Source organism: Streptomyces sp. NPDC057271 (assembly GCF_042668715.1).
Lineage (GTDB): Bacteria > Actinomycetota > Actinomycetes > Streptomycetales > Streptomycetaceae > Streptomyces.
Genome location: NZ_JBHUYJ010000143.1, coordinates 1 through 16,331 on the forward strand (window position 1 = coordinate 1; position 16,331 = coordinate 16,331).

Consider the following 16,331-nt stretch of genomic DNA (forward strand, 5'->3'; position numbering starts at 1 on the left):
GCCACACTGCGCGAACTGCTCCGCGCACAAGCAGCACACACCCCCGACGCCCAAGCCGTGGTCTTCGAAGACCACACACTCACCTACGCACAACTACAGACACGAGCCGACGCCCTGGCCCGACGGCTGGTCGCCCTCGGCGCAGGGCCCGAACGCCGCGTCGCGCTCATACTGCCCCGCTCCCTGGACTGGGTGATAGCCGCCCGCGCCGTACTCGAGACCGGCGCCGCCTACGTCCCCATCGACCCCACATACCCCACCGACCGCATCGCCCACATGCTGGCCGACTCCACACCCGTGTGCGTACTCACCCTCTCCGAGGTGGCCGACGCACTCCCGGAACTGCCCGGAGTGGCCCGACTGGTGCTCGACGAGCCGCAGACGGCCGACTCCGACATCCCCGCCCCCGCCCCCGCCGACGAGCACCGACTCATGCCCGACCACCCGGCCTATGTCATCTACACCTCCGGAACCACCGGCCGACCCAAGGGAGTGGTGGTCAGCCACGGCGCCATCGTCAACCAGCTGCGATGGCATCAGTCGGTGTACGGTCTGACCTCAAGCGACCGGGTGCTCCAGCAGTCCGCGACGAGCTTCGACGCATCCGTCTTCGAGCTGTTCTGGCCCCTGCTGTACGGCGCCACCGCGGTCCTCGCCCAGCACGACGGCCAGCGTGACCCGGCCTACCTCGCCCGGCTGATCCAGCGCGAGCACGTCACGCTGACACTGTTCGTGCCGTCCCTGCTCCAGGCGTTCCTGGAACAGCCCGAGGCGGCTCGGTGTACCTCGCTTCGCGCTGTGATCGCGGGAGGGGAGGCGCTCTCCCAGGAACGGCGGAACCTCTTCGTCAGCACCTTGGACACGGATCTGTACAACCACTACGGCCCGACCGAGGCCGCGATCGCCACGACCTACTGGAAGTGCGCCTCCGATGGCGAAGGCCCTGTTCCGATCGGCCGTCCGGTGCACAACACACGCGCTTACGTCTTGGACACATGGCTGCGCCCGGTGCCACCGGGCGCGGAGGGGGAGCTGTATCTGGCCGGAGTCCAGCTGGCCCGCGGCTACCTGGGCCGCTCCGCCCTCACCGCCGAGCGGTTCGTCGCCGACCCCTACGGGCCCCCCGGCAGCCGCATGTACCGCACCGGAGACCTTGCGCGCCGCCGGGCCGACGGCGCCCTGGAATGCCTGGGACGGGCCGACGACCAGGTCAAGGTCAACGGCTTCCGCATCGAACTCGGCGAGATCGAGTCGGTCCTTGTCGGCCACCCCAGTGTCGCCGACGCGGCGGTCGTCCTCCGCGAGGACCGGCCCGGTCACGCGATCCTGGTCGGCTATGTCGTTCCCGCCGAGGCCACGGCCCCGGCGGGCGAGCAGGATCTGCGCGCATTCGCTTCCGGCCGCCTGCCCGTACACATGGTGCCGGCGGCCCTGGTCACCCTCCCCCACCTGCCGGTCACCTCGCACGGGAAGTTGGACCGCAAGGCTCTGCCCGCACCGGAGTTCACTCGCCGGGGTGGCGGGCGGGGCCCGCGCACCCCTCACGAGGCGGCCCTGTGTGCGATCTTCAGTGACATTCTGGGGCTGGACCCGGTCGGGATCGACGACGACTTCTTCGACCTGGGCGGGCACTCCCTGCTGGCCACCCGTCTGGCCAACCGCGTCCGCGGCGTCCTGGGAGTGGAATTGGCGATCCGGACCATCTATGAGGCGCCCACGGTCGCCGGTCTGGCCGAGCGCCTCAACGGCGACGGTCCGGCCCGGCCGCGACTGACGCGCGCCGCGGTGCCGGAGCTCGCGCCGTTGTCACCCGTTCAGCGCCGGCTGTGGTTCATGAGCAACCTGGAAGGGCCGAGCTCCACCTACAACATCCCCGCGGTGCTGCGGCTGCGCGGTGCGCTGAACGTCGAGGCGCTGCGAGCGGCCCTGGCCGACCTGGTGGAGCGCCACCTTCCGTTGCGCTCTCGCTTCCCCGACACGGTCAGCCTGGACGGCGACGAGCCGTGCCTGGTGGTCCTCGACACGGAGCAGGCCGTCCCGGCCGTACCGGTCCGCTCCACGACGGCGGGACAGCTGCCCGAGTTCGTCGAAGCAGCGGCACTCCACCCATTCGACCTCACCGTGGAACTCCCCCTGCACGTCGAAATGTTCCGGCTCGCCCCGGACCATCATGTGCTGGCCCTGGTCGTGCACCACATCGCCGCCGACGGCTGGTCGATACCCATCCTGGCGCGTGATCTGTCGGAGGCGTACGCGGCAAGGACGTCGGGCCGTGCACCTGGCTGGGAGCCGTTGCCTGTCCAATACACGGACTACACCTTGTGGCAGCGGAAGCTGCTGGGCGACGAGGACGCCCCGGAGAGTCTGGCTGCCCAGCAGATCGACTTCTGGCGTCGGGAGCTGGCGGGTATTCCTGACATGCTGGCGTTGCCGGTCGACCGGCAACGCCCCGCCCGGGCCTCGCACCGCGGCGGAACCGTGCCGTTCGAGATACCAGCCGAGGTCCACGCGCAGCTGGCCGCGCTGGCACGGTCGCGGTCGGCAAGCGTCTTCATAGCGGTGCAGGCAGGCCTGGCAGCCCTGCTGACCAGGCTCGGCGCGGGCACCGATATTCCACTCGGGACGGTCGTGGCCGGGCGAACCGATGAAGCCCTGGAAGGTCTGGTCGGGTTCTTCGTGAACACATTGGTCCTGCGGACCGACACCAGCGGCGACCCCGACTTCGTGGAGTTGCTGGACCGCGCACGTGACGTGGCGCTGGAGGCTTACGCTCACCAGGACATCCCGTTCGACCGGGTGGTCGACGCCCTGAACGTGACCCGTTCCCTCTCACACCACCCCCTCTTCCAGGTAGCCCTGTCGGCTCCGCCGGCCACGGGCGAGGACACCCTGCGGCTCGCCGGCCTCGATGCAGAGTTCCAGGAACTCCAGGGCGAGGTCGCCAAGTTCGATCTGAGCTTCCACATCACGGAGCGATTCACCACCGACGGAGCGCCCGACGGCGTCGCAGCGAGTGTGGAGTACAGCAGCGACCTGTTCGACCGGGGGACGGCAGAGCAGATGGCATCGCGCCTGGTGCGCCTGCTGACGGCGGCGGTGACGGACCCGAGCGTCCCGACGGGGCGCCTTGAGGTGCTCTCGGACGCCGAGCGCCACCGGATGCTCGCCGACTGGACCGGCGCCGAGGCCGCCATGCCAAAGGCGTGCCTGGCAGAGGTGTTCGCAGCGCAGGCGGCTCGTACACCGAAGGCGGAGGCCGTGGTGTGGGAGGGCGGTTCACTGGCCTACGACGAATTGGACCAGCTCTCGAACCGGGTGGCCCACCACCTGGCCGGGCTGGGCGTGCGGGCGGAGGAAGGAGTCGCCCTGTTGCTCGACCGCTCCCCGCACCTGATCGTGGCCATGATCGGAGTGCTCAAAGCGGGCGGCTTCTACGTGCCCCTGGACGAACGCAGCCCCCGGGCGAGGATCGAGACGATCCTCCAGCAGACGGGGTGCCGCGTCGTACTCACTGACCGTGACGTCGACAGCCGGCTGCCCGCGGGGCTCACCACCTTGCGCGTTCCCGGACCGACCGACGTCACCGACGAGCCGGCCGCACCGCGGCTCGCGGTCCGCGTGTCCCCGGACCAGACCGCGTACGTCATGTACACCTCGGGGACCACGGGCCTGCCCAAGGGCATCGCCACCACGCACCGGGGCGTCCTCGGTCTGGCCCTGGACCAGCGCTGGCGCGGTTCGACCCCTGAGCGCTTCCTCTTCCACGCCCCCCACGCATTCGACGCCTCCACGTGTGAGATCTGGGTGCCCCTCCTGGGTGGCGGAGCGGTCGTGCTTCCCCGGCCCGGGGCAGTCGATCCCGCAGAAATCCGGAGAAGCGTCGCTGAGCGCGGTGTGACCCGTCTGCACCTGACCGCCGGTCTTTTCCGCACCATCGTCGAGGAGGACCCCGGGTGCCTGGCGGGATTGCGGGAGGTCTTCACCGGTGGCGACACCATCCCGCCATCCGCCGTGCGCGCGGTCCTGGCGGAAGTGGATGGCGTACGGCTCACGGCCGGATACGGGCCCACCGAGATCACCATGTTCGCCACGTCCAACACCATCACCGCGCACACCCCGCCCACCTCGACCACTCCGCTGGGCAGACCCCGCGACGGCCTGCGCATCCACATCCTCGACAGGAACCTCCAGCCGGTGCCCCCGGGTGTGGTCGGCGAGATGTACCTTGCCGGGCACGGCCTGGCACGCGGCTACCTCGGCCAACCGGCACTCACCTCCGAGCGCTTCGTCGCGGCCCCGTTCGGGCCGGACGGAAGCCGCATGTACCGCACCGGAGACCTCTTCTGCTGGCACTCCGACGGAACGCTCGAACACCTCGGACGAGTCGACGACCAGGTCAAGATCCGGGGGTTCCGCATAGAACTGGGAGAAGTCGAGTCGGTCATGGCCGCGTTCCCGGGCATCTCCGACTGCGCGGTCGCCGCCCACCCCGGCCAGGGCGGCGAGAAGCAGCTCGTCGGCTATTTCGTCCGCTCCCCGGGGAACCGCCCCGACACCGCCCGTCTGCGCGAGTACCTCGCCGGTGCACTTCCCGAGTACTCGGTTCCCACTTCCCTGCTCCCCCTGGATGCCCTTCCCCTCACCCCCAACGGAAAGCTGGATCGCAAAGCCCTTCCCCTGCCGCAACGGCCGACGACGACAGCCGGGGCCGTGTTCACCGACGTCGACTCGACGGAGAGGACTCTGACGTCCCTGTTCCAGGAGCTTCTGGGCCTGGCCCACATCGGGGTCGACGACAACTTCTTCGGCCTGGGCGGCGACAGCATCATGTCCATCCAGTTGGCCAGTCGGGCGAGAAAGGCCGGACTGGACATCACGCCGAAGGACATCTTCGAGCACCAGACCGTCGCGGCTCTGGCAGCGCTGTGCGCAGGACCGCGGGGCGGGGCGGACGCAACTGCTCCCGACCGCCTTCACCATGACGACGGCGTCGGCCAGGTGCCGCTCACCCCGGTCCTCCATCGGCTCCGCGAGCAGCCGGGGCTCATCGACGGTGCGCAGCAGACGGTGCTCCTCACGTGTCCCGCAGGACTCGGCGAGGAGGAACTGGTCGCCGCCGTACAAGCCGTCATGGACCACCACGACGCGCTGCGGATGCGGCTGACCCGCTCCGTCGGTGGTCTGGTCTGGGCCCTGGAGTCGCCGGCGCCCGGAACGGTGAGTGCCTCCGAACTCGTTCGCCGGGTGGATGTGTCCGACGTGGAGCAGGAGGAGCTGGAGGCCGTGCGGGCAGCCGAGGCCCTGAGCGCGAGGGAGCGGATCAGCTCCGAGTCCGGCATCATGCTGCAAGCCGTATGGTTCGACGCCGGATCCGCGCGCCCCGGACAGCTCTTCCTGGCCGTCCATCACCTGGCCGTCGACGGCGTTTCCTGGCGGATCCTGCTGCCGGACATCATTCAGGCGTGGCAGGCAGCGGCGGAAGGCCGGCAGCCGGAGCTCGAACCCGTGCCGACTTCCTTCCGCCGGTGGGCGCAGCACCTGAACGACCGTGCCCACAGCCCGCAGCTGCTGGCAGAGCTCCCCTACTGGGTGGAATCGGCGCGGCAGCCCGACGCTCTGCTGGGCTGCCGCCCCTTTGACCCGGCGATGGACACGGGAGCCACCGCCGGTACTCTCACCCGCGTCCTTCCCACGGAGGTCACGGGTCCGTTGCTGGGCGCGGTGCCCTCAGCCTTCCACGGCACGGTCAACGACGTGCTGCTTGCCGCCCTCGCCACGGCTCTGGTGCGGCATCACCCACGTGACAACGGCTTCCTCTTCGAGCTGGAGGGCCACGGGCGAGACGAGACGGTGGCGGACGTCGACCTCTCGCGTACGGTGGGCTGGTTCACCAGCCTGCATCCGGTTCGGCTCGACCCGGGTGATGCCGTCCCGACCGACCCGGTGAGCCTGGCCCGTGCGGTGAAGCGGGTCAAGGAGCAGTTGCGGGCCGTCCCCGGCAACGGACTCGCCCACGGTCTGCTCCGCCACCTCAATCCCCAGACGGCGCCGCTGCTGGCCACCGCCCCAAGGCCCCAGATCGGCTTCAACTACCTTGGCCGCGCGACCGTGTCCCAGCCCGTCCACGGCTGGGAACTGGATGCGGACCGTAGCGGTCTCACCACCGGTGCCCCTCCCGCCGCCGCTCTGGCGCACGCCCTTGAAGCCAACGTGGTCACCCTCGACGGACCCGACGGTCCCGAGCTCTCCCTCACCATGCTCTGGGCCGGCGGCGTCCTTTCCGAGGAGCAGGTGTGCGCCGTGACCGACACCTGGTGCCAGGCCCTGCGAAACCTCGCGGGATCCCTGGGGCAAGCCGGGATCGGCGGGCACACCCCCTCCGACTTCCCCTTGGTCCGACTCGACCAGAGCTCGCTCGACGAGCTCCTGGCCGGCCACCCCGATGCCCAGGACGTCCTTCCCTTGTCTCCGCTGCAAGAGGAGATGCTGTGCCACACCACCGTGGACGAGGGTGCACCGGACGTCTACACCAACTGCATTCGCCTCGGCATCGCGGGACCGCTGAACGACGAGGCGCTGCGCGGCGCGTGGCACGAACTACTCGAACGGCACGCTGTTCTGCGTACCGCCTTCGTCCGCAGAACCGCTGAGGGCGGCTCGGTGGCGATGGTCGTGCCGGTGCCCGCGCTGCCGTGGGAGACCGTCGACCTGAGTCATATGGATACCGGCGAACAGCAGCGGGAACTGGCCCGGCTCATGGCAGTGAGCCGGACGTCCCGCTTCGCCCCGGATCGGCCGCCGCTGCTTCGGGTCCTGCTGGCCCGGCTCGGCGAGGAGCGCCACAGCCTCATCCTGACGATCCACCACATCATCGCCGACGGCTGGTCGCTGCCCGTTCTGCTGCGGGAGCTGTTCACCGTGTACGACGGACGGGCGTCCGAGCTGCCTCCGGCTGTCCCGTACCGCCGTTACCTGGACTGGCTCGCCGACCAGGACCGTGACGCGGCCCGGACCGCCTGGCGTCAGGCGATGGACGGAGTCGAGGCTCCTTCGCTCGTCGCTCCGCAGGCCGGGGCTCGGGTCGAGGTCATGCCCGCCGATCTCGTGACCGAGCTGTCCGCCGCCGACACCGAGGCCCTGCGCCGACTCGCCGCGTCCGCAGGTCTGACCCTCGGCACCCTCACCCGCGGGGCCTGGGCCCTGCTGCTGGCCGGCCTGACGGGCAGCGAGGACGTGGTCTTCGGCACCACCAGCGCTGCCCGGCCAGCCCAGCTTCCCGGTGTGGAGTCGATGGTCGGCCTGTTCATGAACACGCTGCCGACACGAGTGCGCCTGACCCCCGACAGACCGCTCCTCGACATCCTGCGTGACACCCAAGCCGAGCAGTACCGGCTGGCGGACCACGAGTTCCTCAGCCAGCGAGAGGTGGCGGACCTGACGGGACACGAACGGCTCTTCGACACCCTCCTGGTTTTCGAGAACTACCCCTTCGACCAGACGGTCTGGCAGCTGCCGGGCGGTCTGCGGATCGATGACGCGGACGGCCTGGAAGCCACGCCGTACCCGCTGAGCCTGACGGCGACGCCGGGCGAGCGACTCCATCTGCGCCTCGGGTACCGGCCTGACGTCCTGGACCATAAGACGGCGACCGCAGCCGCCGACCAGCTGCTCCGGATCCTGCAGGCCATCGCGACGGACGCGCAGCGTCCCGCCAAGGCTTTCACGGAGCTGCGATGAGCGGCTGAGCCCCGACCCCACGACGGCGGCGTTGGACGGGTGACCGGGTGGGCGGCCTTCTCCACTGAGCTCTCACGATCCGGTCGCCAGGTGCGCACGATCCAGGGATAGCTTCAGAGAGAGGCGTCGGGCCGAGCCGCCGGGCCTCGGCCCCGGGTCCGGTGGTGGCCGAGCAGGCTGAGCAGCGGACCGGTCATCGCGGTCGTGACGACCGCCATCGCCACCATCAGGGAGTACAGGCCGGCATCCAGCAGGCCGAGTTCCAGCCCGACGGTGAGAACCACCAGTTCTGTCAGTCCGCGGGTGTTCATGAGCAGGGCAACCGTGGAGGAGGGGCGCGGTGCGAGCCTCGCGCCGCGCCCTCCGGCATAAGCGCCGGCCATCTTCGCGGCCACGGCGACCACAGTGATGAGCACGAGTTCGGCGACGCCGGCCGTACCCGCTCCGGACAGGTCGACCTTGAGACCGGCCAGAACGAAGTAGACGGGCAGCAGCAGCTGCGTCGTGAGGGGTTCTATCCGCACCAGCAGCTCGCGGCGCAACCGCTCCGACCGGCCATTGGGCAGCGCGGCGCCGAACGCGAAGCAGCCGAAGACGAGGTGCAGTCCGATCCACTCCGTGAAGCCGCCGGAGAGCAGGAGCCCTGCCAGCACCCACGGCAGGACGCCGCCACCGCCCTCACCGTCCTCCCAGCGATCGAGCACCCTGCGGAACAGTGGCCGGACCACCAACGCCACCGTCAGGCCGTAGGGGACGAGGAGCAACAGCTTCCAGCCGCCGACGGCGGCACCGCCGGTCAGAGCCACCACCAAGGCCAACAGTGACCAGGCCCGTACGTCGGCCGACCGCGGCTGCGGCCAGGGCCAGGGTTCCGATCTCCGTGCGGTGCATTCCGCGCTCCCGCAGAATGCGGGCCAGGACCGGGAAAGCGGTGACGGCCATGGCCACCGCCATGAACAGGACGAATCCCCTGCGGTGCTGCACCTGGTGACCGCGCAGCAGATAGAGCGCGAGCCCGGCTCCGCACAGCAGCGGTACGACGACCGAACACGCTGAGATGCTGACCGCGGCGCGCATCCGCCCCCTCAACACGTCGCTGTCGAACTCCAGGCCCACGGTGAACATGAACAGCGCCACGCCGACTCCGGCGAGTGCCGCCAGCAGCGGGCGGACATCGCCGAGGAACAGGGCCTCCGACAGCCGTTCACCGAAAAGCGTGGGACCCAGCGCGATCCCACAGCTGATCTCCCCGACCACGGCAGGCTGGCCGAGCCGCACCGCCAGTGCGCCACAGAGCCGGGACAGGACCGCCAGCAACGCCAGGCCGAGCAGTAGCTCCGCTGCCTGATGTCCTGTCATGGCACGTCTCGGCCGTGTGGTCCTGGCGGCGGACCGTCACACATCGCCGGACTCTGTCCAGAGCAGGCCGTCGTCGGTCGCGATCAGGCCGGTGCCAGTGGCCGCCGGCCTGTCGTCTGCGGTGCCCAGGAAGGCGGTGGCCTGGATACGTGCCCCTTCGGCCATGACGTCGCCGACGATCCGGGAGTCGAACAGCGGCTTCATGGTGCCGCTCCGGCTCTCGGCCACTTGATCGACCGCTGCCGACAGCTCCGCGGAGGCGGTGCGGAACCGCTCCCCCACCGCTGCCACGTTCATGAGGGCTGAATCGCCGGACGATACGCCGCCGATGAGATCCACGAACGCCTGCAGGTCTCCCGAGTTGGCGCTGGTGACCTTCCTCGCCTGCCAGAAGTAGGAGTCCTCGCTGACATGCATCTGGTAGAACGAGACCAGGAACTCATAGAAGACCGCGCACTCCGCCCGGTAGCGCGCCTCGAACTCGGCGAAGGAGCGGCGCTCGTCCAGCTTCCCGGCGAGCACCGTGTTGATGGACCGTGCCGCCAGCAGGCCACTGAAGGTCGCCAGGTGCACGCCCGACGAGAACACGGGGTCGACAAAGCACGCCGCGTCTCCGACGAGGACCATGCCGGGCCGCCAGAAGGCCGTGTTGCAGTAGGAGTAGTCCTTTCGGGCGCGGATTTCTCCGTACGGGCCCTCGGTGACACGCGTGGCGTCGGAGGTAGTCGGAGATCAGCGGACACTCCGCGATCAGGGTGCGCAGTGCCTTCTCGGGGTCGCCCTGCACCTTGGAGGCCATCTCACGCCGCACCACGGCGCCTACGCTGGTGAGCGTGTCGCTCAGCGGGATGTACCAGAACCAGCCGCTGTCGAACGCGGCGGACAGGATGTTGCCCGACCCGGGCTCCGGCAGGCGCCTACCGCCCTCGAAGTAGCCGAAGAGGGCCAGGTTGCGGAAGAAATCCGAGTAGACGCGGCGCCCCCCCCGCTACCGGAGATCCGGGACGTGTTGCCGGACGCGTCGATCACGAACGTCGCACGGGCCTCGCGGACGTTGCCGTCGACGTCCGTCCAGCGCACACCGACCACCCGTTCGTCATCGCTGAGCACCTCGGTGACCGTGCTGTTCTCCCGGACGTCGGCACCGAGACGACGGGCGTTGTCCGACAGGATCTTGTCGAACTTCATACGCTCGACCTCGTAGGCGAAGGAGGTGGGGCCCGCCATCCGCGGCGACACGGAGAAGGCGAACGTCCACGGCTCGGGGTTGGTCCCCCAGCGGAAGGTGCCCCCGGTCTTGCGGACGAACCCGGCCTTCTCGAGTTCCTCGGTGATCCCGAGCAGCCGGCCGATCCCGTGAACGGTCGAGGGGAGAAGCGACTCACCGATCTGGTAGCGGGGGAAGACTTCCTTCTCCAACAGCAGTACCCGGTGCCCCTGTTTGGTGATCAGAGCGGCCGACGCGGATCCGCCTGGCCCGCCACCGACCACAACGGCATCGAACTCTTCAGCGATTGCGCCCATGAGGTCTCCGGTATCGAGGCTGAAAGTCGCCTTGCACAACATGGCTTCAGCCGCTCGCACGTATCACCCCCTCACCTGGTTCAACCGCCCCATGGGCCGTCCCGCATCGCGTAGCCTGCACAAAAGAGCGCCGGACAAGGCGACTTGGAGCCCCACCACGCGGACGGACGGAGAGACACATGGCTGTCACTCACACCTCGGAAGCGGGCTGGTTTCGGCCAGCCGGAACGAGAAAACCTCCCAGAATGCGGCTGGTTCTGCTCCCGCACGCAGGGGGAAGCGCCAGCTTCTTCCATTCCTGGAAGGGTGCCTTCGGCGACGATGTGGAGGTACTGACCTGTCACTACCCGGGACGCCAGCAACGCTTCCGGGAGCCGGCCATCGGCTCCATGGACCAGCTCGCCGACGCGGTCCACGCGGCGCTGCTGCCCTTCCTCGAGATTCCCTTGGCGCTGTTCGGCCACAGCATGGGCGCCTGCCTGGCTTACGAGGTGACGCTGCGGCTGCAGGATCAGCAGCGCTTCCGTCCTGCCGCTCTGTTCGTCTCCGGCAGCATGGCGCCGCACACGCGCAGCCCCAGAGACGTTCACTCCGGCGGCGACCAGGCGATCCTGGACGAGATGCGCAGGCTCGGCGGAACCGCCTACGGGGTTCTGGAGGACCCCGAACTGCGTGAACTGATACTGCCCGCCCTGCGTGCCGACTTCCGAATCGCCGGGATGTACCGGGCGCCCTCCCCACGGCCGGTGCACTGCCCGGTGCGGGCGTACGTGGGCGACCGCGACCCCGATGTCAGTGTGGACGGAGTACGCGGCTGGGAGGAGGTGGCGGCCCAGGGCTTCGCCGCGCGCGTACTGCCCGGAGACCACTTCTACCTCGTGTCGAGCCAGGAAGAACTCGTACGCGCTGTCACGACCGAGCTCGAAGAACTGACCGGACCCGCCTGCGTTGCCACCAGTACTCCGCCCGCACCGGGAGCGTGAACATGCCGAACACGTCCATCCGTCCAGAGCGGATACCGCTGTCCCCAGCACAGCGGCAGATCTTCGACCTGTACGGCACCGGGGACATGCCTTCCCCGCTCATACTCACCCTCCGGCTGCGCGGGGAACTCGACCGGCGGGCCCTCGGCAAGGCTCTCGACGACGTGGCAGCCCGCCACGACATGCTTCGTGCGGTGTTCTCCCTGGACTCCGAGGACGTACCCACACAGCGGATCCTCGCTCCGTACGAGAAGGCCGTCCAGCTTCCGGTCATTCGAACCGGGCATGAGGAACTCACTCACCATCTCGCCGCTGCAACCGGAAGCGCCTTGCCGCTGACGAGCGGACCTCCTCTCGCGGCCACGCTTTTCGAGACCGACGAGCCGAAGACTCACGTGCTCGTACTGGTCGTGCACCCCTTGACGGCGGACGGCTGGTCCATGGCGCCACTGGCCCGTGATGTGGCCGCCGCCTACGCGGCACGCGCGGCTGGACGCGCCCCTGACTGGGCCCCTCTGGCGGTCACGTACCAGGACTACGCCCTTCGCCGGCACCGACTGCTCGGGCGGGGCGAGGAACCGGACAGCCTTCTCCAGCGGCAACTGATCCACTGGACAGCCGAACTCGTCGGAATACCGGAACGTCTCCAGTTGCCGGCTGAGCGGACCCGCGCCGACGCCGCCGCACGCACCGAGAGCGTGCCGCTCACGGTGGACCCGGAGCTGCACCGAAGGCTGTCCGTCCTGTGCGACGAGTGCGACACCACCCTGTTCGCGCTGCTTCTCTCTGTGCTGGAAGGACTCCTCACCCGCCTGGGAGCCGGCACCGACATCCCCATCGCATCCTGCCTCCCCGGCCGTACCGATCAGGCCCTGCACGACGTTGTCGGCGCCTTCGCGAACACCGTCGTCCTGCGTATCGACACATCTGGTGACCCGACTTTCCGTGCGCTGGTGCAGAGCGGCCGGCGGGCCGAACTGAGCGCCCGCGCACACCACGCCCTCCCATTGGCTCGCGTGGCGGAGGCCTGCGGTATTCCTCGCCCGGCGGACGGTGACCCGCTGTTCCAAGTGATGCTGACACTCCGAGACAGCCTTCCCGCCCTCTTGGACGCGTCCGGTCTTTCCGTGGAAGTGGAGTCGGCGACCGGGGGATCCGCGCGCCCCTTCGACCTGTCGCTCGACGTGCGCGAACGGCGTTCCCTGGAAGGGGGCTGCGGCGGGATCGCCGGCGATCTCGTCTATGACGCGGAGCTTTTCGACCGCAGTACGGCGGAGGGTCTTGCCACGCGGTTCCAGCACCTGCTGGCTGTCCTGGTCGAGGACCCCGACCAGCGGCTGGGACAACCGGAGATCCTATCCCTGCAGGAGCGGCACCAGATTCTGGTGGAATGGAACGGCGCCGTACGAACAGCGCCGTCGGAGCCGGCGACCGTGCCTGCCCTCTTCACCGCCCAGGCCCTGCGGACCCCGGGAGCGGTGGCGGTCGAGTCGGGGGCCGTCCGATGGTCGTTCGCGGAGCTCGATGCGCGTTCACGAGCGCTCGAACAGCGCCTGGCTGATGCGGGGGTGACGGCCGAGACCCCGGTCGCCGTGTTGATGGAGCGGTCGGCCGAGCTGATCGCGGTGCTCCTGGCGGTGCTCCGCGCGGGCGGCACATATGTGCCGCTGCACACCGGGAACCCGGTCGAGAGGATGCGAGTAGTCCTCGACGAGGCGCGCGCGCCCGTCCTCGTCACCGACGCTGCCTTCGCCGGGCACGAGCTCGCTGCCGAACAGGCGGCCATCGGTGTCACCGTGCTGACCGTCACGGCCGACGGTCCTTCCGCCTCCATCGGCGAAGCAGCCCGCGGAGTGGACACCGCCGCCCTGCCGGAGACACTGGCCTATGTGATGTACACCTCCGGGTCGACAGGTACCCCGAAGGGCGTGGCGGTCTCCCACCGAAGCCTGATCGAGCTGGTGAGGCACTCGGGTTGGCACGTGGGCACCGGCGACAGCGTGCTGATGCACGCGCCGCACGCATTTGACATCTCGGTGTACGAGATCTGGGTGCCACTGCTGCGTGGGGCCCGTGTCGTCGTCGCGCCGGAGGGACCGGTGGGGGCAGCCGGCCTCGATCGACTGGTGAGGGAGTACGGCGTCACCCACCTCCACCTCACGGCCGGGCTCTTCCGTATCCTGGCCGAAGACCTCGTCGACGCCTTCACGCAGACGCGCGAGGTGCTCACCGGAGGTGACGTCGTCCCGCCGGAAGCGGTCCGACGGGTGCTCGAGGCGTGCCCGCGGACGACGGTGCGCACGTTGTACGGTCCGACAGAAGCCACTCTCTGTGTGACGGAGGGGGCATGGCGCAGGCCGGAAGAGGTGAGCCATCCGGTCCCGCTGGGACGGCCGCAGGACAACACCCTTGTCTACGTGCTGGATTCGACGCTTCGCCCGGCGCCGCCGAGTGTGGTGGGAGAGCTGTATCTGGCGGGCGGCGGCCTCGCACGCGGCTACCTCCACCGCCCTGGAATCACCGCGGAACGGTTCGCTGCCGACCCCTATGGTCCCCCCGGCGAACGGATGTACCGCACCTGCGACCTTGCCCGCTGGCGAGCAGACGGCACTCTGGAGTTCCTGGGCCGACTCGACGAGCAGGTCAAGATCCACGGTTTCCGGGTGGAGCCGGGGGAGGTCGAGGCCGCTTTGGCGGCGTGCGCCGGTGTCGCGCAGGGGGCTGTCGTGGTCCGTGAGGACGAGCCGGGCAACAAGCGCCTGGTCGGCTACGCCGTCCCGGCGGCTGGTCCATCAGGTGTTCCGCTGCGACTCGACCGCGGGGAACTGCGGCGCTCCCTCTTCGACCTGCTGCCCGCATACATGGTTCCTGACGAAGTGGTCATCCTGGAGAGGCTGCCGGTCACCGTCAACGGCAAGCTGGACCGCGACGCCCTGCCAGACCCGTCCGGCCCGGCCGTCGGCGCCCTGCGCAAGCCCCGCAGTGAGCGGGAGGAGGCGCTGTGCGGGCTGTTCGCCGAAGTCCTCGGCCTGCCCGAGGTCGGCGTGGACGACGACTTCTTCGACCTGGGTGGTCATTCCCTGCTCGCCAGGCGGCTCGTCAACCGCATCAAGTCCGTTCTCGGCGTGGAGTGCGGTCTGCGGGTGCTGATGGATGCCTCCACCGTGTCACAGCTGACCGAACGGCTTGGCGGTGACGAATGATGCCGCCGACGCCCGTGCACGGTGGGACGAGCGCCCGTCCGGCGGACTCGTCGGAGTGTCGACTGGACACCCTGCTCACCTTGGCCGACATCGAGACGGAGGCGGCCAAGAGGCTCCCCGACGACATCAAGGGCTTCGTCGCCTCCGGCGCCGGCCGCGAACTGACGCTCCAGGCCAACCGCAGTGCCTTGGACCACGCCAGGCTGATACCTCGCGTCCTCGTGGACGTGGGCGACGTGACGACAGCGTGCACCCTGCTCGGAGCACCCGCCGCCCTGCCGGTCGCGGTGGCGCCGATGGCCTACCACAGGGCGCTGCACCCCGATGGCGAACTCGCCACAGCCGCTGCCGCACGGCGTACCGGAGCTCCCTTCACCGTGAGCACTCTGAGCAGCCAGACGGTCGAGGACATAGCGGCCACCGGCGGTACCTTGTGGTTCCAGCTGTACTGGCTCAAGGACCGCGGCCTGGTTGCGGAACTGCTACGCCGGGCCGAGGCGGCGGGCTGCCGCGCGCTGATGCTCACCGTGGACGTTCCCAGGATGGGACGGCGGATCGCCGACATGCGGTCCGGCTTCGCCGTGCCGCCATGGGTGCGTCCGGTCCATCTTCACGGGCGGGATGTCGAGCCCGGGCCAGTGCCCTCACAGTCTCACCGCAGGGCAGGGGCCTCCGCCGTGGCTGAGCACACACGTGCGGTCTTCGACCCCTCGCTGAGTTGGAAGGATGTCGCCTGGCTGCGGGAACAGACCGAACTGCCGCTGGTACTCAAAGGAATCCTGCACCCCGACGACGCGGCGACCGCGGTGGATCTTGGTGTGGACGCCCTCGTCGTATCCAATCACGGAGGCCGCCAACTCGAAGGGGCGATCGCAGCCATCGACGCGCTGCCCGATATCGCCGATGTCGTCGCGGGCCGGGCCGAGCTGCTGCTGGACGGCGGGGTGTGCTGCGGGACCGACATCCTCAAAGCACTGGCCCTCGGCGCCTCGGGGGTCATGGTCGGCCGCCCGGTTCTGTGGGGACTGGCCACCGCCGGGGCAGCCGGGGTGGCAAGAGTGCTGCATCTGCTGAAGGAGGAACTGGAAACAGAGATGGCGATCGCCGGGTGCCCGAACGTCGCCGCCGCTCGGCGCCTGGTCGTGCAGTCTCAGCGGCGCGACACCGGCCACTGAGCCGTCGCGCGGTCGGAAGGGTCACCCTCCTTTCGAACCCCTTGCCTTGGCGCAGCGTGTATGAACTTGCTGCGCCGGACGGCCAGCGAAAACGGGGGCCGTGATGAGTGTCACCCTTCTCTTCTGCGCTGAAAGGCCGGTGGCCGGGTTGGGTGACATCGAGGTTCCGGAGTGGGCTGAGGGTCCGTTGGGTGCGCTGGGTGGTCAGGCGTGGCCGCAGTTGAGTGAGTCGGCGTTGGTGGAGGAGTCGTTGCGGTGGGAGGCCGTGGCGGGGTTTGTGCGGGAGTTGGAGGCGCGTTTCGGGGAGGAGGCGTACGGGGCGGCGCGTTCGATGGAGGGTGAGGGCGCGC

The 16,331-nt window shown here is 69.4% G+C and carries 7 protein-coding genes and 2 pseudogenes; 4 read left to right on the forward strand and 5 right to left on the reverse strand.

Going from position 1 to position 16,331, the window contains the following annotated elements; translation table 11 throughout:
- The first annotated feature begins 15 nt into the window (after positions 1-15).
- Positions 16-7,737, forward strand: coding sequence for an amino acid adenylation domain-containing protein (locus ACFUJR_RS36050; protein WP_383451156.1), 7,722 nt, complete (start codon positions 16-18; stop codon positions 7,735-7,737).
- 113 nt (positions 7,738-7,850) lie between these two features.
- Here the strand turns inward: ACFUJR_RS36050 and ACFUJR_RS36055 are convergent, their stop codons facing one another.
- The 5 genes and pseudogenes from ACFUJR_RS36055 to ACFUJR_RS36075 form a co-directional block, all read right to left on the reverse strand.
- Positions 7,851-8,546 carry a cation:proton antiporter gene (locus tag ACFUJR_RS36055; RefSeq protein ID WP_383176965.1) on the reverse strand — a complete coding sequence of 232 codons (696 nt, stop codon included), beginning with the start codon at positions 8,544-8,546 and terminating at the stop codon, positions 7,851-7,853.
- Between the two features lie 94 nt (positions 8,547-8,640).
- Positions 8,641-9,096: pseudogene (locus ACFUJR_RS36060) on the reverse strand (cation:proton antiporter); the annotation flags it as partial.
- Between the two features lie 36 nt (positions 9,097-9,132).
- Positions 9,133-9,777 carry a tryptophan 7-halogenase gene (locus ACFUJR_RS36065; protein WP_383176971.1) on the reverse strand — a complete coding sequence of 215 codons (645 nt, stop codon included), beginning with the start codon at positions 9,775-9,777 and terminating at the stop codon, positions 9,133-9,135.
- Between the two features lie 91 nt (positions 9,778-9,868).
- A pseudogene (locus tag ACFUJR_RS36070) lies at positions 9,869-9,991 on the reverse strand (tryptophan 7-halogenase); the annotation flags it as partial.
- Positions 9,937-10,662 (reverse strand): tryptophan 7-halogenase, encoded by a 726-nt coding sequence (locus ACFUJR_RS36075; RefSeq protein WP_383451159.1) that lies wholly within the window; start codon positions 10,660-10,662, stop codon positions 9,937-9,939. The pseudogene ACFUJR_RS36070 and the gene ACFUJR_RS36075, both read right to left, overlap by 55 nt.
- A 203-nt stretch (positions 10,663-10,865) precedes the next feature.
- Here ACFUJR_RS36075 and ACFUJR_RS36080 point away from each other — a divergent pair, with 203 nt between their 5' ends.
- The 3 genes from ACFUJR_RS36080 to ACFUJR_RS36090 all read left to right on the forward strand — a co-directional run bounded on the left by ACFUJR_RS36080 (position 10,866) and on the right by ACFUJR_RS36090 (position 15,981).
- Positions 10,866-11,603: a thioesterase II family protein gene (locus tag ACFUJR_RS36080; RefSeq protein ID WP_383176962.1), complete on the forward strand. Its 738-nt coding sequence runs from the start codon at positions 10,866-10,868 to the stop codon at positions 11,601-11,603.
- 2 nt (positions 11,604-11,605) lie between these two features.
- Positions 11,606-14,806 (forward strand): amino acid adenylation domain-containing protein, encoded by a 3,201-nt coding sequence (locus tag ACFUJR_RS36085; protein WP_383176959.1) that lies wholly within the window; start codon positions 11,606-11,608, stop codon positions 14,804-14,806.
- Positions 14,807-14,886: 80 nt separating this feature from the next.
- Positions 14,887-15,981: an alpha-hydroxy acid oxidase gene (locus tag ACFUJR_RS36090; protein ID WP_383176956.1), complete on the forward strand. Its 1,095-nt coding sequence runs from the start codon at positions 14,887-14,889 to the stop codon at positions 15,979-15,981.
- Positions 15,982-16,331: the final 350 nt, after the last annotated feature.